Here is a 26107-nt window from a genome sequence, read left to right as displayed (position 1 = left end):
CCTGTTGGTGAAAATAAATGGGAGCTGAAGCTTCCTTTATTTTTCACCTTTTGTTCAAACGTTTGCGCTAATCGATGACCTTACAGGAGGTTGGTTATGAATCCCATTCAAGCTTGTTTGTTTGACCTCGACGGCGTGCTCGTCGATACCGCGAAGTATCATTTTCTGGCCTGGAAACGGCTAGCTGCGGAACTTGGCTTTGAATTCACGGAACAGGATAATGAGAAGCTCAAGGGCGTAAGCCGCATGGCTTCGTTGGACATTTTGCTTGGTGTTGGCGGCCTTCAGCTGGAAGACAACGTGAAGCAGGAGCTGGCCGAACGCAAAAACAACTGGTACGTCGAATACATTTCCCGGATGGATGCGTCGGAAATTTTGCCGGGGGCGCTCGAGTTCCTGCAGCAATGCCGTGAAAACGGGCTGAAGACCGCACTGGGGTCGGCCAGCAAGAACGCGCCGATCATTTTGCAAAACACCGGGCTGACGCCGTACTTCGATGCGATTATCGACGGTACTCGCACTTCCAGCGCCAAACCCGACCCTGAGGTATTCCTGCTCGGCGCCTCGGAACTTGGCGTTCCCCCGGAAGCTTGCGTCGTATTTGAAGATGCGGAAGCCGGAATCGAAGCTGCTCGTCGTGCCGGCATGCGCTGCATCGGCATCGGATCGCCGGCAACGCTTGGCGACGCCAACCGAGTAGTCTCTTCGCTAGGCGACGTTTCGGTTGCCCTGCTTCAGCAGCTGGCTGCCGAGTAAGCATAAGAGGCCCATAGTACAACTTCGAGCAACGTGACTCGCCATTCGCCAAAAAAATGCGAGTCTCTTACGGCGAATAGCTCTCGTTCTTTTTTGCATAAATAATCTATTAGAAAGACTAAAGGAGCGGTTAGAGTGAAACAGTATTTAAAAGTGGATCCTTGGTCCATCCTGGAGGAATCCTTTGATCCGGCGAATCATGAAATTTCTGAAAGCATTTTCAGCATTGGCAACGGATATATGGGCCAGCGTGCAAACTTCGAGGAGCAATACAGCGGTCCTTCCCTGCAAGGCAGCTATATGGCCGGCGTGTATTATCCGGACAAAACGCGAGTGGGCTGGTGGAAAAACGGCTATCCCGAATACTTCGCCAAAGTGCTCAACAGCACCAACTGGATCGGCATCGGCGTGTTCGTGGACGGCGTGGCGCTGGATTTGGCCGAGTGTCAGGTCAAGGATTTCGTCCGCGAGCTCAACATGAAGGAAGGTACTCTCTCCCGCCGTTTTACCGCTGTCATGAAGGACGGCAAAGAACTGGCAGTGGAATCCGTGCGTTTCGTCAGCATCGTACGCCATGAAATCGGGGCGATCCGTTATGCCGTGACGCCGTTTAATTTCAGTGGTGAGCTTCGTTTTGCGCCTTATCTCGATGGGGATGTGAAGAACAAGGACTCCAACTATGAGGAGAAATTCTGGCTGGAGGTGGAGAAATCCGCCGGTGCCGACCTCTCCTACTTGACCGTGAAAACGAAGAAACTCGACTTCCACGTGACATCGATCATGTCGTTTGATGTGGAGCAAGGCGGGAAACGCCTGGAGCCGACTCCCGCGTTCCACGAACAGGAGAAATTCGTCTCCGCCGAAGTAGCCGTAACCGCTTCTGCGAACGAAACGGTTACGTTGTTCAAATATGTAGCGAATGTGACCTCTCGCGATCACGGATTGGGCGATCTGGTGAAGGCTGGAACGGAAGCGCTCCGCTCTGCGAAGCAAGCCGGGTTCGATACGCTGAAACGCGAGCAAGCCGAAGCCTGGGCAAAGAAATGGGAAATGAGCGACATCATCATCGACGGCGACGTATCGGCGCAACAGGCGATCCGCTTTAATATTTTCCAATTGAACCAAACCTACAGCGGCGAGGACGACCGTCTGAACATCGGACCGAAGGGCTTCACCGGGGAAAAATACGGCGGCAGCACCTACTGGGATACGGAAGCGTATTGCCTGCCGTTCTACCTCAGCACGGCCGAGTCCGACATCGCCCGCAATTTGCTGATCTACCGCTATAAACACTTGGAGAAAGCCAAGGAGAACGCTCGCAAGCTGGGCTTTACCAAAGGTGCGCTTTACCCGATGGTCACGATGAACGGCGAGGAATGCCACAACGAGTGGGAAATCACGTTCGAAGAAATCCATCGGAACGGGGCGATCGCTTACGCGATTTTTAACTACGTAAATTATACAGGCGATAAATCCTACCTGGGCGAATATGGCCTCGAGGTGCTCGTGGAAATCTCCCGCTTCTGGGAGCAACGCGTGAACTTCTCGCAGGCGAAGGGCAAATACGTGATGCTCGGCGTAACCGGACCTAACGAATACGAGAACAACGTCAACAACAACTGGTATACGAACCGGATCGCGGTCTGGACGATGGAATACACGCTGGAAGCGCTGGGCGAGGTCAAAGCACAGGATTCCGCACACTATCATGCACTGGTCGAAAAGCTGGGCCTGGAAGAAACGGAAACGAAGCAATGGCAGCACATCATCGACAACATGTATTACCCATACGATGAAGAGCGCGGCGTATTCCTGCAACAGGACGGCTTCCTCGACAAAGAGCTGATCGCTGTGAAGGATCTGGATCCGAAGCATCTGCCGATCAACCAGAACTGGTCTTGGGACCGGATCCTGCGTTCGTGCTTCATTAAGCAGGCTGACGTGCTGCAGGGCTTGTTCTTCCTCGGCGACCGTTATGACCTGGACACGAAGAAACGCAACTTCGACTTCTACGAGCCGATGACCGTCCACGAGTCCTCCCTCTCCCCTTGCGTGCATTCGATCCTCGCCTGCGAGCTTGGATATCAGGAGAAGGCGTACGAGATGTACCTGCGCACCGCGCGCCTGGACCTCGACAATTACAATAACGACACGGAAGACGGCTGCCATACGACCAGTATGGCCGGCACGTGGATGGCGATCGTGCAAGGCTTCGGCGGCCTGCGCGTGAACGACGGCGAGCTGGTGCTGCGTCCGTTCATCCCGTCCCACTGGACCTCATTCTCGTTCAAGGTGATGTTCCGCGGATCCCTGTTGCAAGTAAATGCAACCGAAGACAACATCATCGTTACGAACGAGTCGGATGCACCGGCGGCGATCCGCATCTACGACCAAAGCTACACGGTCGCGGCGAAAAGCCAAGTGCAAGCGCAGCGTCTGGAGCCTTCGGCGCTAAGCTAAACGATTGTAACAGCCCCCATCGGCTTGGCCGTGGGGGTTGTTTTTTGTGTGAGGCGGGGGCGGGGGCGGCCCCGAGTGAAATAGCGGTAAAAAATGGCCTTATTTCTGGTGATTGGAGTTGCGATGAACAATTAACGGTAAAAAATGGCCTTATTTCTGTCCGACAGGGGCAAAACCGCCCATTTTGGGGCTCCTCTGGAGAAATAAGGCCATAAAATACCGCTATTTTGTTCAAAAGAGGCCCTTTCGCAGAAATAAGGGAATTTTTTACCCTTATTTGTTGGGGCCGCGGCAGCGTGGCGATGCCTGTAGCGGCCGAGCCACCTGGGCCGGACGCAGGCCAGCCCCCCAGCGCCGGGCTGCGCCGCGGCGCTAACCCAAGGGCCGCGGGGCTCCCGCCCCTGGCCCTTGCGCGGTTACCGCGGGACGGCGAGTACCACGACGCCGACCCCGCGAACCTCCAGCCGTGCCCCGGCTGGAGGCAACCCCGCTGCAGCGCCCGCAGCCGCTGCAGAGCTACCGCTCGCGCCCGCTTGCAGCGCGAGCACATGCTCGCCGCCGAACCGGACCTCCCACGGTCCGAGGGCGGGCAGCTCCAGCGACAACGCGCCGGGGTTCGCGTTGTAGAGCACGTACAGGTGGCGGTCCGGGTCGCCACCGGCGTGGTCGCGCAGCGTATACGCCACCGCATGGGGCGGCGCTGCTTCAAAGCGCAAGTGCGCGCGGATCTCGTCCGCCGTCCGCAGGCGGAACGCGGGATGCGCCCGGCGCAAAGCGATCAGGCTGCGCATATAGGAGACGTCGTCCTGATGCGCAGCGCAGCGTTCCCAATCGAGCCAGTTGATCTCGATCGGCGATTTGTAGCTGTTCTCCACGCCGCCTTTCGAGCGCAGGAATTCCTGACCGGCGTGGAGGAACGGGACGCCCTGGCTCGTCAACACGATCGCCGAGGCAAGCCGGTGCATCGCCCGGCGTTCGTCGTCCGAGGCGCCCGGCGTGGACAGCTCGATTTTGTCCCATAACGTGTGGTTATCATGGCATTCCACGTAGTTGACCGACTGAATCGGTTCAACGGCAAATTGCCGAAGCTCCGCCCCGTCATAGTCAATGCCCCCGGCTACGCCGCGCTTCACCCCGTCCTCGAAGCCTTCGCCGGCGCTGATGAATCCTTTGCGGTCAAAGATGAAAATATCCCCCTTCACCGCATCCCGCAGCCCATCATTAAACATGCCGATGCCCGGTACCTTCCCGGCGTTATCCTGGTTGGCCCGGCGCTCTTTGGGAAGCACCGTCTCCATCATCCAACCTTCGCCGATCGTCAGGATCGAAGGATCGATCTCGTCCAGTTGACGGCGAATTTCATTCATCGTCTCGATATCGATAAGTCCCATCAGATCGAAGCGGAACCCGTCAACATGGTATTCGCGTACCCAATGCAGGATCGAATCAACGATATATTTCGTCATCATCGGCCGTTCCGAGGCGCACTCATTCCCGCAAAACGCCCCGTCCGAGAACGTCCGGTCCGCCTTGTACCGCAAATAATACCCCGGCACCAGCTTAGTAAAATGAATCAGGTACCCATCATATACGTGGTTGTAAACCACGTCCATGATTACCCGGAGCCCGCGAGCATGCAGCGTCTGGATGAGGTGTTTCAGCTCGGCGATGCGGACATCCGGAAGATAAGGATCTGTGGCGAAGGAGCCTTCCGGCACATTATAGTTCTGCGGATCGTACCCCCAGTTGTAATGGGGCTCATCCAGACGGCTTTCATCCACGCTCTCTCGGGAGTAATCGAAAATCGGCAGCAGCTGCACATGCGTCACGCCCAGCCCGGCGATGTGGTCGAGGCCCGTCGGAATCCCGTCCGGCCCCCGAGTTCCTTCCTCAGCCAGGCCCAGGAACTTGCTCTTCTCGCGGATGCCGCTGCTAGGGTGAACCGACAGATCGCGAAGGTGCAGCTCATAAATCACGGCATCCACCGGCGATTCGAACGGCGGCTTCACATCTTGCTCCCATCCTTGCGGGTCGGTGCTCCGCAAATGGAGGATCGCCGCTTTCTCCCCGTTCACGCCCACTGCTCTTGCGTAAGGGTCCGCCGCCTCATTCCATTGCTTCCCAACCTTGACGCGATACGTATATAATAATCCCCGGCAATCTTCCGCTACCGTAAGAGTCCATGTCCCTTGTACATCCCGCTGCATCGGCAGCTCATTCACCGGCTTGCCGTCCCACCTGTCGTATAAAACAACCTTCGCCTCTGACGCCGTTGGCGCCCATAAGCGAAACCGGGTTTGCTCCGGCGAATAAACCGCCCCCAGATCATCCCCATCATAGTCAAACTTCTCATCAAACTCGGCGTCAAACACCGAGATTCCCTCGGTGACCGCCAAATCTCCGTAATCGATGGTGCCTTGGTATTCTTTTTGTACCGACATCGTTCATCACTCCCATCCCGTCAAATTCGGCAGCACGTCTTCCGTATAAGCGCGAAGGATTTCGCCTACGCTCCAAGCCTGCGTAAAGCAACCGCGCCCGGTGCAGGCAAACTCCCCGTCAAAAATCTCGGCAATGCCGCCAAGTCCGCCGTCATGCATATGATCCTCAAACACGCTGCACATCTCCTTCGCCGTCCGTACGGCTTCCCGGCTGTAGCCATTCACTTTGCAATAAGACGTGATGAACCCGCCAAGCGGAAACGCCCACGTCGTTCCCATATGATAGGCGCCGTCCCGATCGATCAGCTTGCCGATATAGCGAGGCTGGAACCGTGGGTCCCGGTTGGACAATGACCGAAGTCCATACGGCGTGTACAAATGCTGATACACCGTTCCCACAACCGCCTTCTCCTGTTCCGGAGGCAGCATCGTAAACGGCAGCGATACCGCCCATATCTGGTTGGGCCGAATCGAGGGGTCATCTTCCAAGCCGCCGCCGTCTTGCGGCACGTCCACTACATCGTAAAGGCATTGATCCGCCTCGTTCCAGAACCGGCGGCAGAACGATTCCTGCACTTTCTGTGCTAATTCATCATATGGCAGCTTATCCTCAAAACGTTCCGCTAAATGTGCCATGATCCGCAATGCGTTGTACCACAGCGCATTAATCTCCACCGGTTTGCCGTGCCGCGGCGTAACCACCCATTCGCCAACTCGCACGTCCATCCAGGTGACCTGATCGAGGCCCCCGCCGGCATGAATCAGCCCATCCTCATCCATTCCAATGGAAAAGTCCGTGCCGTCCCGGTAAGCAGCGATGATTTCCTTCAGCTTCGGATAGATTTTGTCGTGAATGAACCTGTAATCATCTTCCCCACCGGTATGTTTCAAATATTCATAGACGGAGTGAACATACCATAAGGAGGCGTCAACCGTGTTGTAGAGCGGCTCCTGACCGTCGTCGGGGAACATGTTGGGGATGAGCCCGCGCCGCACGTAATGGGCAAAAGACTCCAAAATCTCGCGGGCTTCCGCGAATCGTTTGGTCGCCAGCGCTACCCCTTGAAACGCAATCATCGTATCCCGGCCCCAATCGGTGAACCAGGGGTACCCTGCCAGAACCGTCTTCAACCCGGTAGACTCCCGATCCACGATAAAATGATCCGCTGCCTCCACTAGGCGGTTAGCCAGCCGATCGCTGTAACCGGCCGTCTGTACGAGCTGCTCCATCCGTTCGCGGTATTCCCGCACGATCGTAAAGCCATCCTTTCCGTCCAGGGCCAATGGTTCAGTGGAGCATTTGAGATACACTCTCTTACGCTCATATGGCTCAACGGTCACCTGAATTTCATACGGTGTATAGTGATTGTCGATGCCCAGAAAACCGTTCCGGTTCTCGAAGGGGTAATAATGCCCTTCTTCGATGACATAATTCGGTGTCGCCATCGTTACGGGCAGCGTGGAACGATCCAGAAACTCCCCTTCCGAAGCCAGGAAAGAGATCGTCACCGCCGGATCCCGTTCGGGAATAAGCTGCAACAACCGACCTCTCAGCTGCTTCTCGAAGCGTAAACTTCCTTTCTCGGACACATCCCCGGGCGAACGGTAATTAAACAGCGGAACCAGCTTGATTCGCGCCGGCTCCTTGCCCCCGGTGATGTCATAACAAACTGCGACCGTATTATGGCCGTACTCCAGTGCGATCGTTTTGACGATACGCACGTCTTCGACCTGGTAATCGTATTCCGGCACAGTATCCAGTTTGAAGCGGCGCAGATGGCGTTGTCCGTTTTTTTGCCAGTTGATGTATTGTTGGGAAGTCAGGTCATAGCTGCGGTCACCGATGTCCACCTGCTCCTGCGAACGCGTAAACACCAGCATCCGGTTCACCGGCGCTTTCGCCGAAGCCACCAAATAACCATGCGACATCCGGTAACCGCCGCCCGGTACAGAATGATTGGCATATCCGCCGATGCCATTACCGATCAGCCACTCCCGCTCGTTCCCTTCCTCGATTGTCCTCCAGGCGTTGCGTCCCAGGACGTAGGCCCGATCGTTTGCCAACTCCTTGACGAAGGCACCGCCTTCCTCGATTGCTCCTTGCATGAACTCGTTCTCCATATGCCAAGCTCTCTCCTTCCGCTTTCCAGCGAAGCGAACAACTGCTCCAAACCAACGTTGCCCACACTTAGGCTAGTAAACGTTTACTTTCCTCTATTGGCAGGATTATATCACCGCTTTTAAGGTTAGGTCAATCGTTTGCACAATCAGGTGAATCGAGCTTGGCTGACATAGTCTACCCCTTCACCGCCCCGGCCGTAATCCCGGCGATAAAGTATCGCTGGAGCAGCAGAAACAGCAAAATAATCGGGAGCACGGCGATCAGTGAACCTGCGAACACGATGCCCCATTGCGTCGTATATTGCCCTTGAAAATTTGCCAACGCGATCGGCAATGTCCGTTTTAGCGGATCATTGATGATGGTCAGCGCCCAAGGGAATTCCTCCCACACCGTCAGTGCGTTAAAGATGGTGGCCGGAACAAATGCCGGCTTGGAGAGAGGCAAGATGATCGAAGCGAACAACGTCCAGGCGCCTCCTCCTTCCATCTCGACCGATTCATCGATGTCGCGGGAAATCGAGTCGAAGAAGCCCTTAAGCAGGAAGGTGGTAAACGGTATCGCGCCGGCAGCGTATACGACGATGAGTCCCCACCGCGAATCGAACAAGCCGAGCTGACGAATCAGGACGAATTGGGGGATCAGCAGCGTCAAACTCGGGATTACCAAGCCGCCCATGATGATCGCAAAGCTCAGACCTTTTCCCTTAAAGTCAAAACGCGAGTAGGCAAAGGCCAACATGGAAGACAGCAGAAAAATGAGCGCGAAGCTAGCCAACGTCACCCCAACGCTGTTCAACAAATACAGAGCGAAATTTTGGCTTCCCCAAGCCTCCCTGAAGTTGGACCAGGTCATTTCCGAAGGCAAAAACCGGGGTGGAAATTCGAATAGCAGAGTCATGGGTTTGAGCGCGGTCAAAAGCATATACACTAACGGGTAAATGGAGATTACTCCGCCCGCAACGAGCAAGACGTAGACGCAAAATGTTTTCAGCGAGCGCATATGGTTCGCCCCCTATTCCTGTTTCTTCAGACGGAACTGTACATACGTTAATCCGGCAATGATGACCGCAAACACGTAGGATAACGCCGATGCGTAGCCCAAATCGTATTCGGAGAACGCCTTTTGGTACATTCTCGTCAACATCACTTCGGTCTGGTGCAGCGGCCCGCCATTGGTAATGAGATAAACGGATGTAAACACATTAAACGCGCCGATGATCAACATCATTTGAATAAAAAACGTCGTATTTCGAATCGACGGCAGCGTAATATAACGGATTTGGTTCCAAGCGTTGCAGCCGTCTAAGGAGGCCGCCTCATATTGATCTTTGGGTACTCCCTGCAGTGCGGCCATGTAGATGACCATCGCCCAGCCGACCCCTTTCCAGATGCCCAGTGCCCCGATCACGATCATGGCTTTTCCCGGTTCGCTTAGCCAACTGATCGTACGGTCCGTAAGGTGAAGCATATCCGTAATCGCATAATTCAAAAAGCCCTGATCAGCAAATACATACTTAAAAATTAACGAGGCGACAACCCAAGACGTAATGACCGGCAAAAAGTAAAGCACCCGAAATGTTTTAGTCCCGGGACGGTTCTGGTAAAGCGCGTAAGCCACCAGAAACCCCAATATCATTTGGCCGGGTACGGAAATGATTCCGTAGATGAAAATATTCCGGATCGAAATCCAGAAAACTTCATCCCCGAACACATGCTTGTAATTGTCCAATCCAACAAAATCAAGTTGATGAATGTTCGTGAGCCGAAAATCATAAAAACTGTAGATCAAATTCCGGATCAACGGGTAGAGAATAAATAGGGCAAAAAATAGAAATCCGGGCAAGAAGAACAAGTATCCAGCTGCTCCGTGTTTTTTGCGCATGTCGTGTTGACTCCTTCGTTGAAGGGAGCGCCTCCCTTGCGGAAGACGCCCTCCCGAGAATTGACTAATCCTTTAACAAAGCATTGATGGCACTTGCAGCCGCATCCAGCTCCGTCTTCACATCCGCATCCGTCATGAAAATTTTGCTCATTGCATCGTTGATGACACCGTCGATTTGCGGCCAAGCGCTCACCGGAGGGCGCGCCTTTGCCGTCTTCAGCTGTTCAAGAAACGGCGGATAATAATCGATCGCCTTTACATCAGCATTCTCCATCGAAGCGAGATTGACTGGAATTTGGCCGATTTTGCCCATTTCGACCTGTGCCGCTTCCGATACCATGAACTTCACGAATTTCCAGGATTCCTCTTGCTTGTCTTTACTAAAGATCCCGATATCTTCTCCGCCCAGTACCTGAATAGATCCCGTTGACCCTTTTGGAAAGGAAGACATTTCCACGTCGAAATCAGGGAACTGCGACTGGAATTGGGCAACTGCCCACGGGCCTTCCGCCATCATGGCGTAGCTTCCGCTCGCATGTCCTTCCGTAACTGCAACATCTCCCGGCTTGAACCCGGAAATTTGTCCGGCTGCGAAAGCAGTTTTGAGTTTCGTGATAATGTCAACCGTAGCCGGGCTGTTCAAGTAGCCGTCAGCCGTCGTGAAGTCCGGCGAGAGCACGTCGCCCCCATTGCTCCAAATCCACGGCAGGATATTCCAGCCTTGAAGGGCCGGTTCGCCGAACCCCCAGCTTTTTTCATACTTGCTATTAATTTTGCCCAAGGCCTCAAAGAACTGTTCCGTGGTTTCCGGCGCTTGTTCTACTCCGCTTTGCGTCAGCATCTCCTTATTCCAGAACAAGACCTTGGTATTCGTATTTAAGGGAAGTCCGTAATAATGGTCGCCTACTTTAGCTGTCGAAAGAGGTCCTTCCAGCAGGCCGCCGGAAACCTCGGCAAAATCTTCGAATGCATCAAGCTGCTGCAGCAATCCGCTCTTCTGGAACTCCGGAACCCAGATGATATCCAACCGGGCTACGTCCGGCAATTCGCCGGCACTGCCGCTGATTTGCAATTTCTTATGCAGGTCCTCCCACGTGAAGGCAACAGGCTTGACCTTAATCCCGGGATTTTCCTCCTCAAATTTCGGGATGAGCACCTCTTTCAGCGTCTTCTCTTCCGGTGATGCGGTACTATAATGATGCCAGAACGTTAAAGTGACTTCCTTGTCGGGCTTTGTATCTCCCGAACCTGCGCTGTTAGCAGCCCCTTGCTTGTCCTTGGATCCGCAGCCTGCTAAGACCAGGATCACGGCAAGCAAAATTGGCAATAGTTTACTCCATTTATTTATCATAGGTCGATCTCCTTAATCCCGTTTTTGGAATACCATCGTTTCTCCGGGGCCAATCGTCGCCGGCAAGCGCCCGGTATCATCCGAATTATGAATGAAATACTCGACGTTCAAATCAAACCGCTTCAACACGGCGTCCAACTCCAACGTTTCTGGCGAAAAATTGATCAGCAGCACCGCTTCCCCAGATTCAGCGTAACGCCGAATGACGTAACACTCCGAACCTTCCCGGTATCTGAGTTCCGTGAGCCCGTGCTGCAACACCGGGTCCGTCGTTTTACGACGAATCCAGCTGCGGAACTCCCTAAACAACGGTGTTTCCACCGGGACGAGATGCCATGGCATACTTCCTCGGCATCCCGGATCATTCTCCCCGGTATTTCCCAGTTCGTCCCCGTAATAAACGGTAGGATTGCCCGGCAAGAAGAATTGAAATGCCAGTAGCTGCCGCAATTTGCTTTCGTCGTTCCCGCAGCGAGTCAAAATTCGCTCCGTGTCGTGGCTTCCCAGCAAGTTAAACATCTGATCTAGTTCTGCTAAGGAATAACGATGCAGTAAGTTCACAAGTCTGGAGTGGAACTCGGCAAGCGTCAGGGAGCGATCCAGGCAATAGTCGAACAAGGCCGTTCTCAGCTCATAGTTCATCACGCTGTCGACGCCACCGGACGCCATTAGGCGCTTGGCATCGTCCCAAATTTCTGCAATAATGATAGCGTTAGGATTTAATTTCTTGACATAGGATTTCAGCTCCCGCAAGAAGCTGATCTCCACCTCATCTGCGACATCGATTCTCCAGCCGTCGATCTCCGTCTCCTTCTGCCAAAAGGAAACGATATCGTATACGTATCGCTGAACATCGGGATTCGATGTCCGCAGCTTAGGCATCCATTGATAATAACCGACTGAGTCATAACCGTCCTCGCTCCGTTGGATCGGGTATTGGTTAATATAGAACCAGTCTTTGTAAACCGAATCCTCCCCTTTTTGCACGACATCCTGAAAATAGGGATGATAGAATCCGCAATGATTGATAACAAGATCGAGGATCACCTTGATATCGCGCTCATGGCATTTTCGGACAAGCTCTTGCAGGTCATGCACCGTCCCGAATTGCGGATCGATTTGAAAGTAATCCACCGTGTCGTATTTATGATTCGACGTGGCCGCAAATATAGGATTCAGATACAGCGCGTTAATGCCCAAACCACTCAAATAATCCAATTGTTGAATGATGCCTCGCAGATCACCTCCCATGTAATTGTCCCGGGTCGGCACGCTCCCCCAGGGTTCCGTAGAGTCCGGGTCATTTCCGGGATCCCCATTACAGAACCGTTCAGGGAAGATCTGATACCAAACCCGTTCCTTGATCCATACCGGAGAACTCACCACATCGCGATCTCCCGCATAAGCGAAGGAATAGCTACCTTTGGTTCCCTCGGACTTTTGCAATCCCTCGGCACCCAGCCAATAGGATTCCCCCTTTTCTACAAACTCGAATTTATATTGAAGGTACCGAATGCGAGATTCCATACCCGTCAATATCGTGCGATAATACTTGAATTCTCCCGATTCCGCCCATAACGTCATCGTTTGCTTTCGGATGCCGTACTCCGGTTTATATTTATTCCAGTAGTTTAACGTCACCTGAGCAGCCTCGGCAGGAAGCTTCAGGCGAACTTCCAGCTCGTTAAGAGAAATTAGGGTAGCATCCACTACCGGTTCGTGATACAGATATTGGGTCATCAACTTATTACCTCTTATGTTTAGTTTGTTCAATCATTTTCCGATTTGCGTCCGAATCGATATGGATGGCGGAACTCCCGGTTCTTTATTCATCAACGAAAATAACATTTGGGCCGCCTGCTTTCCCATCATTTCCAGATCGATTTCCACGAAATGCACCGGGTATTTCAGGTATTTGGACATCGGGAAGCTATCGAATGTAGCCAAAGCAAGCTCCGCTAATAGAGGATTACCGTTCTCCCAGTCCAATATCTCAAAAAGCTGTTCGTGCGTGCAGCAGATCAAAGCATCGGGCCGTTGCCCTTCAGATGCATATTCCTGAGGATCATGAAACGATTTTAAAAGATCGACATGCTCAATCACCTGAGCTTCCAGATGATGTTGCCGCATCGCTTCCCGATAACCGGTCAGGCGATCGGCCAGGAATTTGTCCCGCAGAGCGGCTGACCCGCCGGCATAAATCATGATGCTGCGGCAGCCTAAATTCAACAGATGCTCGGTCAAGACCCGGCCGGCCTGAACGTTGTCGATATCCACCCAAGGTACGTCCACTTGAGGCAGCGTGTTTTCTCCGGACACCACAAAAGGCATATTATGTTTGGCAAGCAGTTCATAATTCCGCTCATTGAGCAATGTATTGGGAATAATGACGCCGTCAACCCGGTGCTCAACCACCACGCGCTCAAACGTGGATCTGTCGCTTTTCCCGTCATGATCGCTCATCATTAGGAACATGTGATCACGATCGTATACAACCTCTTCAATTCCCTGAAGGACTTTGTAAAAAAACGGGTTGGCATAGGCCTGTTTATTGGTGTAGTCAAAACAAAAGCCGACCGTTAACGTCTTGTTCGTCGCCAATCCGCGCGCGATGGAATTGGGGACATAGTTATACTGCTTCATGATGTCTTCGACCTTCTTCCGGGTTTTCTCGGAAATGTTCCGATTCCCGTTAATCACCCGCGATACGGTCGCCTTATTTACACCCGCCAAAATTGCAATTTCCTGAATAGTTATCTTAGACACGATTGATCTCTCCTTAACCTGCAACCGGTTGCATAACTTATTATACAAAACGCTTTCATTCTTGGCAAGCCTGGTTTTTTCGTACCGTTCCCTTCCGGAGTGGACCTATGGCAGGGCAAAAAAAGTCGCCCAGGAGTGTGCTCCTGAGCGACTTTTTCATAAACCATGGCAGCGAAGATTACGCCGCCTCCCCTCCGATAACCTCCAAATCCTTCAGCAGCAGCTTGGCGAAGCTTTCCTTAATGGTCAGGCCGCTTTGGACGTTAATGGTCAACTTCAGCGCTTTCAGTTTAATGTCGCGCTCCAGCGAAGTTTTCGCTTTTTGCAGAGAGGTGATTTGAGCTAGCAGGCTAGTGGCCGTGCCTTTAGATTTGAAATAGCCGTGCTCCTTGCCCAAATCCACCAGTTCGTCCAGATGGGCAATGTCGATCGTAACCTTGAACGCAAACTCCACCGTAGCGGTATGTCCCGCCGCATCCGTTGCTTGAACCGCCAGCTTGTGCGTGCCGACGGCCAGGGAGAACGGAACGATTTCCGCGATCCCCGAGATGCTGCGACCGTCAAGCCGGTAGGCCGTAGATTTCGAGCCGCTGACCGCGTCATGGACGGCAATGGTGAATGGAACGCTCGAAGCAACCTGCAGGACTTGACTGTCTCCCCCGAACGTCACTTCGGGCGCCAGGCGATCTACATTGATATACAGCGACTTGGAGGCTTCCTGGTTCCCCGCCTTATCCATGGAGCGGTATTCGATGGTATACTTGCCGTCGGCCGTCAGTACCAGCGGATCGGCATAGGAAGTCCACTCCCCGCCATTCACCCGGAACTCAGTCCGGTCCAATCCGCTGCCTCCATCATCCTCCGCGTAAAAAGCCACGGTGACTTCCGTTTGGTTATATACATCCGCGCCTTCTATCCCCGTAATATTGCTTTCCGTCACCGGAGCGGTTAGATCCGCTTCCACCGCGCTAGGCACAACGTGGTCCAAGGCGAGCGGCTTCAGTTGGTACGTTCCCCGGAACACCGAAGCGATTCCGCTGATATCCACACGCGTGCCTGCAGGGTACAACGCCGTAAAAGCATCCATCGCCGCACCGGTTCTCCCGTCGAAGCGTACCCGCGTCGAACTCCCGTCTTCCTGGACGGCGTTGAATTCAAAGGAACCGGTTGGCGCGGCAGCAACAACGTCACGCACCTCCACGTTCGTTAAGGTGATGAATTGCCCTTGATTGGCTTCCGTCACCGCCTCCTGGACTAGCGGCTGTGGCAGCGGGGCCGTGCCTAACTTTTCGATCAGCACCGGATTCTCCAGCTCCACTTCACCGTTGTACAACGTTCGGGTTGCGCTGATTCGGACCAGATCTCCGGCATGGTAACCCGCTGCCGTTTGAAAGACATAAACCCCAGCCGTCTCGTCCTGTAAATAAAAACCCTGACCGCCAAACACACCAGGTTCGGAGGTAATCACCCCCTGCGCTGTAACGACCGTCCCTTCCGCTGCCCCGCGAATTGCAGCTATCGTGCTCAGCTCCGGCACCGGCGGATGATCGCCTGGCAACGGCTCGGCATCCACGTTAGCAATTTCGATTTGCTTCGTGATCTCGTTCGCACTGCCTTGCTTCAAACGCAAATTGGCGCTTGCGGCCGTCACCCCCGGTTTCAGCTGTACGGTCAAGTCTTTGGATGCATGCCCTTGGGCGTTACCCGTCAAAGAAAACGCCGGACTGTAGTTGTAATCCGACCAGCTGCCGTCGGCATTCTTGAACCGGGCAATTTGTTCTCCTCCCGCTAAGTAAATGCCCACGCGCAAATCGGACTCCGTCTGCCCCGGTGTCAAGCCGTCCGCCGTTACACGGAGTTGGAACTCCTGCTGGCTTGGCAGCTGCGTTTGATGTACGAAAGCAAACACCGGCTCCGTTTCTGGCGCTTGCGACGAGCCGTAAGATCCCGGTTTAAAGGTCGCCGGATCATACCATTTGTATCCGGCGGCCGGCTGCGACCAAGGTTCCGGCTGCGGTTCCGTTGTGGCGGCGGGTTCCTCGTCAGCACCCACCACCGTCGGCACGTCCAGCGTTAATCCCGGTACCTCCCCAAAGGAGGTGTAGTTCTCGTCGTACGCCAGCCATTTTACGGTTTGCACCAGGAACAAGCCGTCGTCGACTTCCTTGAATCCGTCATACGTCGTTTTCTTTTGGCCATTCTCTTCCCGCACGTATTTCGGCGTTGCATCTTCTACCGGCGACGAATCGCCGATAAAGGCCGCTTTGCCGAGGCCTAGCTTGGCGATGGCAGCATAAGGACCTTCCGCCCGGCCGCCTCCGTCATAGACTCCTTCGTCAACCGCATTCCCCCAAGCCGGAACGCCGGTCGGGACGTAGACAAGCCCCTTGGCTTTCTGTGGATCAAGAATCGCCACGGTTGACCCCGCATGCATGGCGACGGCTTCTACGCCGGCCGTGATGCCAAACGATTGCGACGGGGTGACGATATCGGCTGCATTGACGTCGCCAAGAGCGTTATAACGGAAACGAACGCCAAAGTTATTGGCCAACCAGTCGGAGCTATTCAATCCCTGCATCGCAGGCGAGTTTGCTTCTTCGGCCGTCATCCCCTTGGCTGGATTTTCATAAGCTCCACGGCGATAGCCGTTAAACACCTCTGAAGCGTCCCAGCGGTTCTTGTTTCGGTCGGCATTATAATGGTCCGAGATGAAGAAAACGGCTCCGCCATTTTCCACGTATTGTACCAACGCCGCTTGTTCAACTGCTTTAAAGGGTACGTTCGCTTCGGGAATAATGAAGACATCGTAAGGTTGCAAAGCCTCATAGGTGATCGTTGTTTCCCCGAAATTGTACGGTATCGGCCGATCCAGCGATTCTACCGTAAAGCCAGTCGCCCGCAGTCCCTCCGCAAAATCCGAGAACCCGCCGTCGATAACCCAGTCCGCAGCGCCGGAGGTTTGGCCGTGAGCATTGTCAAACAGTACCTTCTTGCCGGTACCGTCCGGTAACTCCGGAGTTTCACCCGGATCTGTTCCTTGGCCGGGATCCTCGCCAGGGTCTTCACCAGGATCTTCCGGTTGAGCCTGTGATAATGAAATTGTTGTTACGCTTTTTAACCCTGGAAAATTGTTGTATGCCGCAAGAGATCCCGATACGACCACCGATTTCCCGATCAAATCCGGATGGCTTTGCAGGCCGAACTCCGCTCTTAAGCCGGAAGGGACCTGAACATCGATGAGCTTGGCTTTGTCTCGCTCCCCAGCCGTATCAGCAATGAGAAAGTTGAAGTCGTTGCCGAAGGGAGCGTCGAAATCCGCGGTGAGTGAACCTGTCGCATGACCGACGATAATACCGGCCACTTCGGCAGCTTCGCCGCTATTCCCTTTCGCGATCGCTGCAGCAACGCTGTCCGGTGCTGTGCCAGCTTCCGAAACCGCCTCGGTCTGCGGAACACCTCCATCCGATAGATCGGACGGCAACTCGCTGCCCGGCACTTGTACTTCCGAAGCAAGCGGCAGCCCCGCACCGTCGTCAACGGTTCTTTCACTTACTTCCGCCGCTATTGACGGATCGGCAGACTGCGCTGCCGCCTGCGGTGCCCATCCCGGCAGACCGGTTACGATTATCGCACCGGCCAATAAGAGACTCAGCCATCTGTTGCGCCTAGCTTTCGCGTTGCCCTTACCCATAAGTCATCGATTCCTCCCTATTCGCCTATTAATTGGACTACCCTCTCATCATATTTATTATAAAATTGCAGATTATTTCCTTGTTGTAAAAATAATGTAAAATCGCCGATTCTGGACATTTTGAGCTAAAAGACATACAGGTCTAAACCCCATGCCTTGATCCTCCGATAAACAATCTCAGGTATAGTTCTTCCGAACTATACGAAAACCATCTACGAATTCATCTGGACGGAGGCTGTCTATGTACTGCACCAACTGTGGGAATGTCCTACATGAAGAAGATCGTTTTTGCGCTAGTTGCGGTTCCCCGGCGAAGCCGAGCAGTGAAAGGAAGGATATCCTGCTCACCCAACTCTTCCCCCCGTTAAATCCTCAACAAGGACGAAACACGACCGAATTCGGAGTCTCGGAAGAGGATCTGAGAAGCTTTGTGGGGCGCCGAGCAGAATCCTACTTGCAGAAATGGCGGGAAGATAACCGCTGGAATTGGCCGGCTTTTCTATTCGGTGGATATTGGCTGTTATACCGTGGAATGTATTTATATTTACTTCTATATCTGGTTGCAAGCTCGCTTGCGATGAACATTGCCGGACCTCTGCTTTTTTCGAATTCAGGAAGCACCTTTTCGGGCGGAATGGTGGTGACCGTGCTTACCGTATATTTAGCTATCAAAATCGGTTTGGCTATTACCGCGAATCGACTTTATCTAAGCCAGGCCAAACGTAAAATCAACGTACTTTATCAACGGTATCCTTCGGATCCTGTCACCCGTGAAGAGAAAATCGTATTAGCCGGGGAAACCAGCCTGTACATTCCAATCGCACTGGCAGTTCTCCCGTTATTAGTCGCCCTCGTATTCGGAGCGTTCACTTACCTCCATTACTATAAACAAGTCCAAACTGAAATCGAACAACTGCAGGAATAGGCGTGAGTCCCCGCTCGCAAGGAAAAACAGCACAGCACCACCTCAGTTCTCCCTATACAGTGGTCTTAGCCCGGCTTTCCGGAGAACGGCTTAAATGGGAGTGAGCTCTGCCGATATGTTTCGTTCGTTAAAAATAGCTGCTATTCTCACCGCCGGCTTAAGTTTACTTGGACTTAGCGGTTGTATGGCTTCTTGGTCCTCGCATGACCAGCCCGAGAAGCTGACGGCGGGACAACCGCTAACCCTGTACGTCGCCACCGATATCCATTACCTAAGCCCCCGCCTGCATGATGATGGGGAGGCCTTTCATACCTATATCCAAGCCGGAGACGGCAAGCAACTGAGCTACATCGACCCGATGAGCGAAGCCTTCGCCGAGGAAGTTAAAGCGAAGAACCCGGCCGCCCTGATCTTGAGCGGCGATCTAACCAACAACGGGGAGAAAGCTAGCCACGAGGACCTGGCCGCCAAACTGAAGAAGATTGAAGCCGCAGGAACTCAAGTCTACGTGATTCCCGGTAACCATGATCTTTCGAATCCTTGGGCACGCCGGTTCAAGGGCGACTCCCAATACAAAACCGAAGCGATTACCCCGGAGCAGTTCGTCGAGATTTACGGTGCTTTTGGTTATCATGAGGCCATTACCAGAGACACTTCAACTCTAAGCTATTTAGCTAAGGTTTCTCCCGATCTTTGGTTGCTGATGCTCGATACAAGCCAGTACGATCTAAACGAGTTCGCCGGCTTTCCCCAAACCGATGGGGAGATCCCGCCCGCAACGCAGGAATGGATCCAAAAATGCACCCGCCTTGCCAGTGAGAACGGCGCCCGCATCGTGACCGTGATGCACCATAACCTGGTCGACCACAGCACCGTACCCATCAAAGGGTTTACACTCAACAACAGTAAAGAAATAAACCACTTATTTGAGAAGCTGCGTCTTAATCTTGTATTGTCGGGCCACATCCATATTCAAGATATCCGCCAGACGAATCACGGCCTCTACGATATTGCGACCAGTGCCTTCAGCGTCTATCCGCATCAATACGGTGTGCTGCAATACGATCCGACCGGAAGGACGATCGAGTATGAATCCACTCAGGTCGATGTAGAGGCATGGGCCCGTAAACGGCAGGTATCAGACGGGAACCTGACAGGTTTCGCGGAATACAGCCGCAAGTTTTTCGCTGAGCATTCTTATAACAAGGCTTATGCCTCCTTGGGGGAGCTCCCCTTATCCGAAGCGGATAAGACGTTGATGGCACGGACCATGTCGGACATCAACCTGCTGTATTTCGCGGGCAGGGCCGCATCGGGGCCCGAACGCGAGCGCCTGCTAGCCTCGCAAGGCTATCGATTATGGGAGAAGGCCGATTCGACCTTTCTGCAAGGGTATGTCCAAAGCATGCTAGAACCGAAATCTCCATACAACACCAAGCTGCAAATGACGTTGCAAGGCGGATTGGAGTAGCCCTAACCTCTTCGTACCATTGAGCGGTGACATCGTGTCACCCTCATCCATCCTGAAACTATAAAAATGGGCACGGCTCCTTGATCCAAGGTCCGTGCCCATTTCCGTATCCGTATATGTTCCTATACCGCTCCCGCTTTCTCGATCATACCCCTGGCGATCCACACGCCGGCCGCTCCCGCCTGGGCCAGCCCGCGGGTAATCCCCGCGCCGTCACCGCCGCAGAACAAACCGCCGATCTCGGTTTCCAGCGATTCGCTCAGCTTCGGCCGGGCCGAGTAGAATTTCGCTTCCACGCCGTAGAACAACGTATGCTCGGAGGCGATGCCCGGCGTCACCTTGTCGAGCGCCTCGACCATTTCGATCAGACTCTTCATCGTATTGTACGGCAGCACAAGCCCGAGGTCGCCCGGCACCGCTTCCTTGAGCGTGGGTTCAAGGAAGCCTTCCGAAATCCGGGCGGCCGTGGAACGGCGGCCGCGCAGAATATCACCGTATTTTTGCACGATCACCCCACCGCTGGACAAATCGTTGGCACGCTGGCAGATTTCCCGCGCGTACTCGTTTGGCTTATCGAACGGTTCGGTAAACCGGTGCGAAACGAGGAGCGCAAAGTTGGTATTCCTTGAACCCAGCGCCGGGTCTTTGTAAGAGTGGCCGTTGGCCGCCATGACGCCGCTGTGGTTCTCAACCACGACATGTCCGGATGGATTGCTGCAGAACGTACGAACTCGCGTGCCGACCGACGTGTTATAGATAAACTTTCCTTCATACAGGTGCTCATTGATCTCCCGCATGACCACGTCAGAGGTTTCCACGCGGACCCCAACGTCTACCTGATTGTTCGTCATCTTCAGCCGGCGCTTCTTAAGGATGTCGGTCAGCCAGGCCGAGCCGTCACGGCCCGGAGCTACCATCACTAGGTCGGCCTCATAGGTTTCGCCGTTCTTTAGCGTAATGCCCCGAACTTGGTGGCTTCCGTCGATTTTTTCCGTGATCAGATCCTCGACCTCCGCCTTAAACAACATATCGACGCGGGTATTCAGATATTCGTAGATCGATTTCAAAATCTCCAGGTTCTGCTCGGTCCCCAGATGCCGTACCTGTGCCCGAAGCAGCTTCAGTCCCGCTGCGTATCCCCGTTGTTCGATCTCCCGCACGGCCTCCGTCATCGGATCGGTAACCGCGGTTGTCGCCCCGTGCTCCAAATTGATCGAGTCGACGTATTGGATCAAGTCCAGCACCTTGGACGGCGCGATATAATCGCTCAGCCAACCGCCAAATTCCGTCGTGATATTAAATTTCCCGTCGCTGTAGGCTCCGGCCCCACCAAACCCCGCGGTAATGGAGCAGGCCGGCAGGCAGCCGGCAAATTCCTTGCGCCCGGCCGCAGGCGGGCAAAGCGTGATTTTCTCCTCCAAGATCGGACAGCGGCGGCGATAAATATCATGCCCCTTGTCCACCAGGAGCACCTTCCAATGCGGCGCTTTACGGGTCAGTTCATAACAGGCGAAAATCCCGGCAGGTCCCGCCCCCACCACAATGACATCGTATTTACTCATCTGTATCCTCCTGAGGCGATATGAATTCATGCCATAAACATAAAAATTCCCGACCACTCATAGGTATGCGAATGCACCCTATTCGTAGTCAGGAATTTATGGTTCCTTGTAGAGACCCTCAATCCATATTACTGAGGATATACGAATTCGATAGTTTCGTTTAGTCTTGTCTGTGCTTCAGAACAATCTGAGTATAAGTGAAATAAACGGATGAGTCAAGGTGGTTTTTTATTTAATATTCGTGTTTTGTTGATTATTACGTGCGACTAATTGCATTTTACAATAACAATAATACAAAACACGAACATTATAACCGAATAACCCCGACTTTTTACCTAGGGCAAAATTCGCGTTCCTATGGGGTTGTATTATATAATAGTGATAGTTTTATGCCTTTATATTTAAAAATTGAGGAGTAGATGCATCGAATGGACAGTGACAGGCAATTGGTATTAAATTTATTTTTAGTCGCGATTCTCATCGCGCTCACGGCATTTTTCGTGGCGGTCGAATTTGCGATCGTCCGCGTCCGGGGCAGCCGGGTTGATCAATTGATAGCGGAGGGACGTAAAGGAGCCCTCGCCGTCAAACAGGTCACCTCTAATCTGGACGGATTTCTATCGGCTTGCCAGCTCGGAATCACGATTACCGCGCTGGGACTTGGATGGCTTGGAGAACCAACGGTGGAGAGCATGCTGCATCCGTTGTTCCATCGCCTGGAGGTACCCGAGACCGTTGGCAGCGCGCTCTCTTTTATTATTGCGTTTGTCGTCATCACGTATTTCCACGTTGTTGTGGGCGAGCTGGCTCCCAAGACGGTGGCGATTCGCAAAGCGGAAGAAATTGCTATTCTTACGGCCAAGCCTTTGATTCTATTTACGAAGGTTATGCGCCCTTTCATCTGGGCCTTGAACGGATCGGCCAACCAACTGGTGCGCCTGTTTGGCGTCAAGCCAGCTTCCGAACATGAAGAAGCGCACTCGGAGGAAGAACTGCAAATCATCATCAATGAAAGCTTCGAAAGCGGCAAAATCAATCAGAGCGAATTTGGCTACGTAAACCGGATTTTTGCATTTGATAATTTGCTCGCCAAGGAAATAATGGTACCTCGCACCGACATGGTGTGTTTATATACGGACAAGACGCGCCAGGAGAACCTGGATATCATTCGGGAGCAGCAATATACCCGTTTTCCCGTCGTCGAAGGCAGCAAGGATAACATTATCGGCATCGTGAATACGAAGCAGTTTTTCCTGGCTTACGAGGGCAATCCGAACGTCGGTTTCGCCGCTCTGCTGCAGCCGGCGATGACGGTTTCGGAAGTCACCCCGGTGAACGAACTGCTGAAGAAAATGCAGCAGGAAGGCACCCATATGGCGATTCTGATCGACGAATATGGAGGAACAGCCGGCTTGGTGGCGCTTGAGGACATTCTTGAGGAGCTCGTCGGGGAAATCCGCGACGAATTCGATAAGGAAGAGGAAGATCCGATCGTTCAGTTGGATGAGTCACATGTGGTCGCCCTTGGCACGGTGACGGTGAATCAGATCAATGACGTACTTTTGACCGACTTGAGTACCGAGGAAGTCGATACGATCGGCGGCTGGCTCTATGGCATGAACCCGTCTATGGACGTTGGGGAAACGCTGGAGCATGAAGATTTGACGTTTAAGCTGCTAGAAAAGGAACCGCATCGTTTCAAGAAACTCGAAATCGTTAGGCACGACGCCTAAGGCAGGCGTAAGAAAGCGCGAGCGCAGAGGGAATCTCTGCAGGCTCGCGCTTTTTGGGTTTATGTGACCTAAGATTACTGCGGCCAGCGCCGTCTCAACTCCGCCAGTTCTTCGTCAAGAGGTGTTTCCCCGCCGTACCGTACTTGGTAGTATAGCCGAAGCAACGGGCTTAATGCGGCATCCGAGTCCACTCGGACCCGACTGTTCTCCCTCTCCGAATTCCCCGCGCCAAAGCTGAAACGCCGTCTCCCGGGTTTGGTCGCTTTCGTGGCTTCGGACTTCCGCCCTGTTTCCAACCTTAACTCCTTCACCATTTCCTGCGGCGTCAGATAGGGCTTCATCGGATATCCGCGCTCCTGCTCCTCCCGCAAAAATAAACGATACAAGTAACGAACCCTTTCTCGGTTATCCTTCATTCCCTCCCAACGCTCAGGCGGCTTCCCGGAACGCAGCAGGCGGGATCCCATCTTGCGCCATCCTTGCAGAGTAGACTCCCAAGTGAACAGGCTCGTCTCCTCGTCGAGGTAAGCTGCTTGCTCCGTCGTAGCGCCTTCCCGACGCAACAGGGAGAGCAAACGGTCGATCGCCTTACGCCAGATCCCGCCGGCGTTCTTGTAGAGCCAATACAGTACAAAGCCCAGCAGTGCGGCTATGATCAAGCCACCGAAAGCATAAAAAGCAAAATTTAGGATGCGCGAGAGCAGATCCGGATCGTGAGTTTCCACCGGGATCATGGGCTCCAGCGGCTGAACCCCCACCTCCGGCTGCTCCAACGGTTCGGGTTCTTTCGGTTGCCTAAGCAGCCAGCGTACGACCGCTCTTAGCCATCCTAATAGCAGGCTGCCGATCCAGCGACCGGCTCCGGCCGCTAGCAGCAAGGCGAGTACTAGGATGACGCCGACGAACAAGCGGTTATGGCGGCGGAGACTCGCGGGCAGACGTTCTCCCGAATCACCGGAATGCGAGCTGTAGCGTAAATACTGGTGGTTGGTTACGAACAGGGCGGTGGCCAAGCTGAATACGCCGACCCAGGTAATCAACGGGACGGTTCCTTGAAGCGCCTCGATTCGCGGAAAAAAAATCCCCGCAAGGAAATAAAGGCCAAGCCCGTCCCAATACAGCCGATAGCTGCCCTGGCGATTGCGGACTGTCATCCCCTGCAGCGAGCAGAGCACGCCGGCGGCAAGCAGCGCGGCGGTTTGCAAGAGAAAGACAGCGACGGAGGGCGCGTTGCCGTAGCCAAGTGCCCCCACTCCGCCGGCCCAGGCAAAGGCGGCCGCGGCAAAGGCCAAGCCGAACCCGAGGGCCACCGCCCCGCGTTGCCACAGCTTATGGAGGCGCGGGCCAGCCAGGACGCCGGCTAGTGACAACAATGGCAACAACCCCAGCCCCGCTACCGGGAACTCCGGCGGCCGGAGAAAGGCCGCGAACAAAATCCAAGCCGGCAGCAGCAGCACGTATTCCATCAGGCAACCTAACCCTATCCGCAGCGTCTGCACAAGGTAAGCGGATTCATTTCCCCCGTCACGTTGGTGATCGTCGGCGCGTTCTCCCTTCCCGGCCAGTTCGCGGTCCCGTTCGTCATATTCGCCCCTGTTGCTCATCCGATATCCCTCCCGATCTCCCTGCGAGCGCATCTTCCCTCTTCCCCTCCGACCGGAAGATACTCTTCTTCATTAGCTTCATCATACCACAGAGCAAGGCGCTGCGGGCGTCGCTGAAACCGACGCAAAAAAAGAACCCCGCTCCTCTCGCAAGAGGCGGGGTACATTCCACTGCTGGCGTGAGTGAGCCGTAAGTCATTTAGATGACTGACGTTTCACTGTAACCGACTCGCTCGACGAGCAAAGGGTTTTTTCGCGCTTCCGTTTCGAATTCCATCATTTCCAACAGTCCGTCATACAGCGAATATCGGGGCTCCCACCATAGGACATCCCGAACTTTGCCGTTGTCCAGTAAGCTCTGCTCGATATCCCCTGCCTGAGCAGGCCGAAATTGCGGCTGGACATTGCGTCCGGAGATCTCTTTCAACATTCCGAGTGCCTCCAGGAGCGAGATGCTTCGTCCACTGCTGACATTTAAAATTTGATTGCCTGAGCTTCGCAGCGCCAGCACATTCGCTTCTGCGACATCTTTGACGTACACGAAATCCCGTGTCTGCAGCCCATCCCCGTACACCTCCAGCGGAAGTCCCGCCAACAACCGCTCCACAAACGCTGTCAGCACCCCATCCTCCCCGGTACGCCGTTCCCGGATCCCGTAAACATTGGCGTACCGCAGAATGGAATAATCCAAGCCGTAGCGTTCGCTGAACGATTGGATATACATCTCCGAAACCCGTTTGGAAACGCCGTAAAAAGACAATGGCTCCGTGCCGTGCGACTCCTTGATCGGCAGATGATCCGGATTTCCGTAGACCGCGGCCGATGAGGCAAACACGATCCGCCGCACTCCAAAGCGTACGCATTGCTGCAACAGCTGAATGGTCCCCAGAATGTTCGTCTCGGCATCGGCCGACGGGTTCTGCAGCGAGCGACGAACGCTCGTTTGAGCCGCAAGGTGAATAACGGCATCCGGGCGTTCCTCTGCAAAAATAGACTCCAGCTCCTCCGAAACGATATCCACCGAGTAATAGGAGACCGACTCGTCCATTTTTCTCGGATTTCCGGTTTGGCCCGTATCGACCACAACCACCTGTTCCCCCTCTTCCAGAAGCCGTTTGACCGTGTGACGGCCAATAAATCCCGCTCCCCCCGTGACTAGCACTTTCATCGACTCGACTCCCCTATTCCCTAAAAATACCGGCGTTTGCCCCGTTTCAACCACCTTATGTAGGCCTAGCCCGAATTAGACTAGGAAAGTGCTGGATCTTCGTCTGTTTGCACGTATTCGCGTATAGAATCCCGATTCCACTAATATACTGCTATGAATTCTTTTAACGAGATCTT

16 protein-coding genes and 1 riboswitch are annotated in these 26107 nt (G+C 53.8%); of the genes, 5 read left to right on the top strand and 11 right to left on the bottom strand.

From position 1 onward, the window contains the following. Positions 1-96: 96 nt before the first annotated feature. Together pgmB and MKZ15_RS02575 are read left to right on the top strand one after the other, a co-directional pair. Positions 97-756 carry a beta-phosphoglucomutase gene (gene pgmB / locus MKZ15_RS02580; RefSeq protein ID WP_155607489.1) on the top strand — a complete coding sequence of 220 codons (660 nt, stop codon included), beginning with the start codon at positions 97-99 and terminating at the stop codon, positions 754-756. A 135-nt stretch (positions 757-891) separates the two neighbouring features. Beyond that, the gene (locus MKZ15_RS02575) at positions 892-3216 is read left to right on the top strand and encodes a glycoside hydrolase family 65 protein (protein WP_339819598.1); all 2325 of its coding nucleotides are present in this window, start codon (positions 892-894) and stop codon (positions 3214-3216) included. 416 nt (positions 3217-3632) lie between these two features. Here the strand turns inward: MKZ15_RS02575 and pulA are convergent, their stop codons facing one another. The 8 genes from pulA to MKZ15_RS02535 form a co-directional block, all read right to left on the bottom strand. Next, positions 3633-5657 carry a type I pullulanase gene (gene pulA / locus MKZ15_RS02570; RefSeq protein ID WP_339819596.1) on the bottom strand — a complete coding sequence of 675 codons (2025 nt, stop codon included), beginning with the start codon at positions 5655-5657 and terminating at the stop codon, positions 3633-3635. A 6-nt stretch (positions 5658-5663) separates the two neighbouring features. Beyond that, positions 5664-7778, bottom strand: a complete 2115-nt coding sequence (locus MKZ15_RS02565; protein ID WP_339819593.1) for an amylo-alpha-1,6-glucosidase — start codon at positions 7776-7778, stop codon at positions 5664-5666. Positions 7779-7953: 175 nt separating this feature from the next. Next, positions 7954-8778 carry a carbohydrate ABC transporter permease gene (locus MKZ15_RS02560; protein WP_155607491.1) on the bottom strand — a complete coding sequence of 275 codons (825 nt, stop codon included), beginning with the start codon at positions 8776-8778 and terminating at the stop codon, positions 7954-7956. Positions 8779-8790: 12 nt separating this feature from the next. Then, positions 8791-9660, bottom strand: a complete 870-nt coding sequence (locus tag MKZ15_RS02555) for a sugar ABC transporter permease (protein ID WP_155607492.1) — start codon at positions 9658-9660, stop codon at positions 8791-8793. Between the two features lie 64 nt (positions 9661-9724). Then, positions 9725-11011 carry an extracellular solute-binding protein gene (locus MKZ15_RS02550; protein WP_339819591.1) on the bottom strand — a complete coding sequence of 429 codons (1287 nt, stop codon included), beginning with the start codon at positions 11009-11011 and terminating at the stop codon, positions 9725-9727. 12 nt (positions 11012-11023) lie between these two features. Then, positions 11024-12751 carry a glycoside hydrolase family 13 protein gene (locus tag MKZ15_RS02545; RefSeq protein WP_339819588.1) on the bottom strand — a complete coding sequence of 576 codons (1728 nt, stop codon included), beginning with the start codon at positions 12749-12751 and terminating at the stop codon, positions 11024-11026. 33 nt (positions 12752-12784) lie between these two features. Further along, positions 12785-13777: a LacI family DNA-binding transcriptional regulator gene (locus tag MKZ15_RS02540; protein ID WP_339819585.1), complete on the bottom strand. Its 993-nt coding sequence runs from the start codon at positions 13775-13777 to the stop codon at positions 12785-12787. 178 nt (positions 13778-13955) lie between these two features. After that, entirely contained in the window at positions 13956-17468 is a 3513-nt protein-coding gene (locus tag MKZ15_RS02535) for a DUF6359 domain-containing protein (RefSeq protein WP_339819582.1), read from the bottom strand. 454 nt (positions 17469-17922) lie between these two features. Between MKZ15_RS02535 and MKZ15_RS02530 the strand changes: the two genes are divergently transcribed. Beyond that, positions 17923-18393, top strand: a complete 471-nt coding sequence (locus MKZ15_RS02530) for a DUF2628 domain-containing protein (protein ID WP_339819579.1) — start codon at positions 17923-17925, stop codon at positions 18391-18393. Positions 18394-18487: 94 nt separating this feature from the next. Further along, complete coding sequence (locus tag MKZ15_RS02525; protein WP_339819576.1) at positions 18488-19864, top strand: metallophosphoesterase; 1377 nt, start codon at positions 18488-18490, stop codon at positions 19862-19864. 122 nt (positions 19865-19986) lie between these two features. Here the strand turns inward: MKZ15_RS02525 and MKZ15_RS02520 are convergent, their stop codons facing one another. Continuing rightward, positions 19987-21426 (bottom strand): NAD(P)/FAD-dependent oxidoreductase, encoded by a 1440-nt coding sequence (locus MKZ15_RS02520; RefSeq protein WP_155607498.1) that lies wholly within the window; start codon positions 21424-21426, stop codon positions 19987-19989. Positions 21427-21491: 65 nt separating this feature from the next. Further along, a riboswitch (purine riboswitch) is annotated at positions 21492-21591 on the bottom strand. A 263-nt stretch (positions 21592-21854) separates the two neighbouring features. Between MKZ15_RS02520 and MKZ15_RS02515 the strand changes: the two genes are divergently transcribed. Continuing rightward, on the top strand, positions 21855-23159 hold the full coding sequence (locus tag MKZ15_RS02515; RefSeq protein WP_155607499.1) for a hemolysin family protein: 1305 nt from the start codon (positions 21855-21857) through the stop codon (positions 23157-23159). Positions 23160-23233: 74 nt separating this feature from the next. Here the strand turns inward: MKZ15_RS02515 and MKZ15_RS02510 are convergent, their stop codons facing one another. Next, positions 23234-24763: a DUF4129 domain-containing protein gene (locus tag MKZ15_RS02510; RefSeq protein WP_339819572.1), complete on the bottom strand. Its 1530-nt coding sequence runs from the start codon at positions 24761-24763 to the stop codon at positions 23234-23236. Positions 24764-24962: 199 nt separating this feature from the next. Further along, entirely contained in the window at positions 24963-25931 is a 969-nt protein-coding gene (locus MKZ15_RS02505; protein ID WP_339819569.1) for an NAD-dependent epimerase/dehydratase family protein, read from the bottom strand. Positions 25932-26107: the final 176 nt, after the last annotated feature.

The organism is Paenibacillus sp. FSL R7-0216, assembly GCF_037969915.1.
Classification (GTDB): domain Bacteria; phylum Bacillota; class Bacilli; order Paenibacillales; family Paenibacillaceae; genus Fontibacillus; species Fontibacillus rhizolycopersici.
This window is presented reverse-complemented; position numbering and strand designations above follow the sequence as displayed.